This window comes from Brevundimonas sp., from assembly GCF_030656255.1.
GTDB lineage: Bacteria > Pseudomonadota > Alphaproteobacteria > Caulobacterales > Caulobacteraceae > Brevundimonas.
Genome location: NZ_JAUSOE010000089.1, coordinates 1 through 3,861 on the forward strand (window position 1 = coordinate 1; position 3,861 = coordinate 3,861).

4 protein-coding genes are annotated in these 3,861 nt (G+C 68.8%); all 4 read right to left on the reverse strand.

The features are described 5' to 3' along the window. Window positions 1-227 (reverse strand): DUF1150 family protein (locus Q7J26_RS09385; RefSeq protein ID WP_304936192.1); only part of this gene is annotated, 227 nt, incomplete at its 3' end. A gap of 62 nt (window positions 228-289) precedes the next feature. Continuing rightward, entirely contained in the window at window positions 290-709 is a 420-nt protein-coding gene (locus tag Q7J26_RS09390) for an Hsp20 family protein (protein WP_304936193.1), read from the reverse strand. A 123-nt stretch (window positions 710-832) separates the two neighbouring features. After that, on the reverse strand, window positions 833-2,149 hold the full coding sequence (locus tag Q7J26_RS09395; RefSeq protein ID WP_304936194.1) for an ammonium transporter: 1,317 nt from the start codon (window positions 2,147-2,149) through the stop codon (window positions 833-835). A gap of 47 nt (window positions 2,150-2,196) precedes the next feature. After that, window positions 2,197-3,861, reverse strand: a 1,665-nt coding sequence (locus Q7J26_RS09400) for a glutamate synthase-related protein (protein ID WP_304936195.1), incomplete at its 5' end; no start/stop codon positions are given.

Consider the following 3,861-nt stretch of genomic DNA (forward strand, 5'->3'; position numbering starts at 1 on the left):
TCGTGCGCCACAGCGGCGGCGAAAGCGGTGTCGCGGTCCAGCATGACGGCCAGCCGTTCGCCGTCCGCGCTGTGAACGGCGTAGAGGGACTGATTGGGGTCGAAATCGATGTCCTTCATCTCGACCGCCTCTTCCAGCAGGTCGGACGCCTTCACCTCGCGCACATAGACGAGATCGGGGGCGCCCAGTCCGGCGAAATCTTCCTTGGTCATCATCATGGGCGTCATAGGACCGCCTCCTTCGCTTTGACAACGCCCGGATCGCCGGGCGGTTCGAACGGCTGCGCTTTTCAGCCGGCCGTGATGGGAATGCGCCGCACCTGGCGCTCGGCCTCGGGCCGGGTCAGATCGACGTGCAGCAGACCGTGCTCCAGCCGCGCGCCCTCGATCTCGAGTCCGTCGGCCAGAACAAAGCTGCGTACGAAGCCGCGCGCCGCGATGCCGCGATGCAGGAAGGCCTGTTCGCTCTTGCCCGCGTCGTCGCGCTTGCCGGCGATGGTCAGCTGGCGGCCTTCCAGGGTGATGGCCAGTTCTTCCGGCGCGAACCCGGCCACCGCCAGGCTGATGCGGACCCCCGCCTCGCCGATCTGTTCGACATTATAGGGGGGGTAGCTCTCGGCCGCCGCCTTGGCGGCGCGGTCGATCAGGGCGCGGGTGTGGTCGAAGCCGAGCAGAAAGGGGCTATCGAACAGGATGGTTCGCGTGGTCATCGGGGTCCTCGAAAAGCGACCGACCGTCCGGCCCCCCGCATTCGGCAAGGCCTCTGGTCAGCGAGGAAGATGGGGGCTGACGCGGCCGGGATCAACCGTGCGCGCCGCCGCTCCCCGATCACGTCAGTGGATGGCTTCGCCATGCTGGGTATAGTCCAGCCCCTCGACCTCTTCGTCCTTGGTGACGCGCAGGCCGGTGGTGAACTTGCAGATCATCAGGACCACGAAGGTGCCGACCGCGCTCCAGGCGATGGCTCCGCCTAGGCCGATGGCCTGTTTCCACACGGTCGCGCCTTCGGACAGGGCGTTGACGCTGGTGGTGGCGAAGACGCCCGTCAGCAGGGCGCCGACGATGCCGCCGATCCCGTGCACCCCGAAGGCGTCCAGGCTGTCGTCATACTTCAGCGCGTGCTTCAGCCAGACGGCGCCCGCATAGCAGGCCGGGCCGGCGATCAGGCCGATGAAGAAGGCGCCCTTCGGATCGACGAAGCCCGCCGCCGGGGTGATGGCCACCAGGCCGCCGACGACGCCGGACAACAGGCCCAGCAGGGTGGGGCGCTTGCGGTCGAACCATTCGACGGTCATCCAGCTCAGGGCCGCAGCCCCGGCGGCCAGGATGGTGTTGAAGGCGGCGGTGGCGGCCAGGGCGTCGGCGGCGCCGGCCGATCCGGCGTTGAAGCCGATCCAGCCGACCAGCAGCAGGCCGGTGCCGATGGCGCTATAGACCAGATTGGCGGGGGCCATGTTGTCGCGGCCGAAGCCATGACGCGGCCCCAGCACCAGGGCGCAGACAAGACCCGCGACGCCCGCGCTGACGTGAACCACCGCCCCGCCGGCGAAGTCGAGCACGCCCAGGCTCCCCAGATAGCCGCCGCCCCAGACCTGGTGACAGATCGGCGCATAGACGATCAGGTGCCACAGGGCGAAGAACAGCAGGCTGGCCGAGAACTTCATCCGCTCGGCGAAGGCGCCGGCGATCAGGGCCGGGGTGATGATGGCGAAGGTCATCTGGAAGCTGACGAAGAGCAGTTCCGGCAGGCCGGGCAGCAGGCTGTGCGCCGTTTCCATCGTCACCCCGTTCAGGAAGGCCGCCTGGACCCCGCCGATCAGGCCGTTGACCGCCTCGGGCCCCTTGCCGAACGACAGGCTGTAGCCGACCAGGAACCACAGCACCGAGACGATGGCGAAGGCGGCCGCCGACTGGGCGATGACGCTGATGATGTTCTTCTTGCGCACCATGCCGCCATAGAACAGCGCCAGACCCGGCAGGGTCATCAGCAGCACCAGGGCGGTGGACGTCAGGATCCAGGCCGTCGCCGCATTGTCGATGACCAGGGGCGCCTGATGGGCCAGCAGGGCGGGCGCCGCCGCCAGGGCCGGAGAGGCGAGCGACGCCGCCCCGACGACGGCGATGGCGGACAGGGCGGCGGTTCGGGTCATTTCACGCGTCTCGGGGAGGAGAGGAAGGAACGGCTCAGGCCTAGGTCTCAGGCTGAAGTCTTAAGCCGTTCCTCCGTTCTGACAATGTCCGTAAGCGGCAGGATACGCACGAAACGATCAAGCGTGTTGTCCCAGTCGCCCAGCAGACGGCGCGCCAGCGGCGAACCGGTCGCCGTCAGGTGCGCCTCGACCAGGCCGCGCAGCCGTTCGGCCGCCGCCGCGTCGATGTCGGCCACGCCCGCCAGGTCGCCGTTCAAGGCTCGCTCGGCGAAGCCCCGCTGATCCAGCACGAACAGCTCGCCGCCGCTCATGCCCGCCGCCAGGTTCCAGCCGACCGAGCCCAGCACCACCACCCGGCCGCCGGTCATATATTCGCAGCCGTGCGCGCCCAGGCCCTCGACCACGGCCTCGGCGCCCGAGTTGCGCACCGCGAACCGCTCGCCCGCCGCGCCGGCCACGAACAGCCGGCCCGAGGTCGCGCCATACATTGTGGTGTTGCCGCAGATCAGCTGGTCCTCCCGCCATTCCGGCGTGCGGATCGAGATTTCAGCGCCCGACAGGCCCTTGCCGACATAGTCGTTGGCCTCGCCCGTCAGATGCAGTTCCAGACCCTTGGCCGCAAAGGCGCCGAAGCTCTGGCCGGCGATGCCTTCCAGACGCAGCTTCAGGCGACCCGCCGGCCCCTGCGCCCCGAACCGCCGCACGATGGCGGACGAGACGGCGGCGCCGACGGTGCGCTGGGTGTTGTTCAGCGGATAGGACAGTTCCAGCGTCTGGCCGCGATCCAGGAAGCGCACCGCGTCCTTCAGCACCCGGGCGTCCAGGCTGTCGGCGATGGGCTTGCGCACCTTGTCCGCCCATTTGCCGGCCGCGCCCTCGTCCACCCGAACCAGCAGGGGGTTCAGGTCGAGGTCGTCCAGGTGCGACCCGCCGCGCCGGACCTGACGCAACAGGTCGGTGCGGCCGATGATCTCGTCCATCGTCCGCGCGCCGATCGAGGCCAGGATCTCGCGGGTCTCCTCGGCGATGAAGGTGAACAGGTTGACGACCTTGTCAGGCGTGCCGGTGAACTTCTCGCGCAGCCGCTCGTCCTGGGAACAGACGCCGACGGGGCAGGTGTTCGAATGGCACTGACGCACCATCAGACAGCCCATGGCGATCAGGGCGGCGGTGCCGATCCCGTATTCTTCGGCCCCCAGCATGGCGGCGATGACCACGTCGCGGCCCGTGCGGACCCCGCCGTCGGTGCGCAGCGTCACCGTGCCGCGCAGATTGTTCAGCGTCAGCACCTGATGGGCCTCGGCCAGGCCGATCTCCCACGGCAGGCCGGCGTGCTTGATCGAGGTCTGGGGCGAGGCGCCGGTGCCGCCATTGTGGCCGGCGATCAGGATGGCGTCGGCATTGGCCTTGGCCACGCCCGAAGCGATGGCCCCGATGCCCGAGGCGGACACCAGTTTCACCGTCACCTTGGCGTCGGGATTGATGGCCTTCAGGTCGTAGATGAGCTGGGCCAGGTCCTCGATTGAATAGATGTCGTGGTGCGGCGGCGGGCTGATCAGGGTGGTGCCGGGCACGGCGTGGCGCATCCGCGCGATGAACTCGGTCACCTTGAAGCCGGGCAGTTGCCCGCCCTCGCCGGGCTTGGCGCCTTGCGCGACCTTGATCTCGATCTCGCGGCACTGGTTCAGATATTCGGCGGTGACCCCGAACCG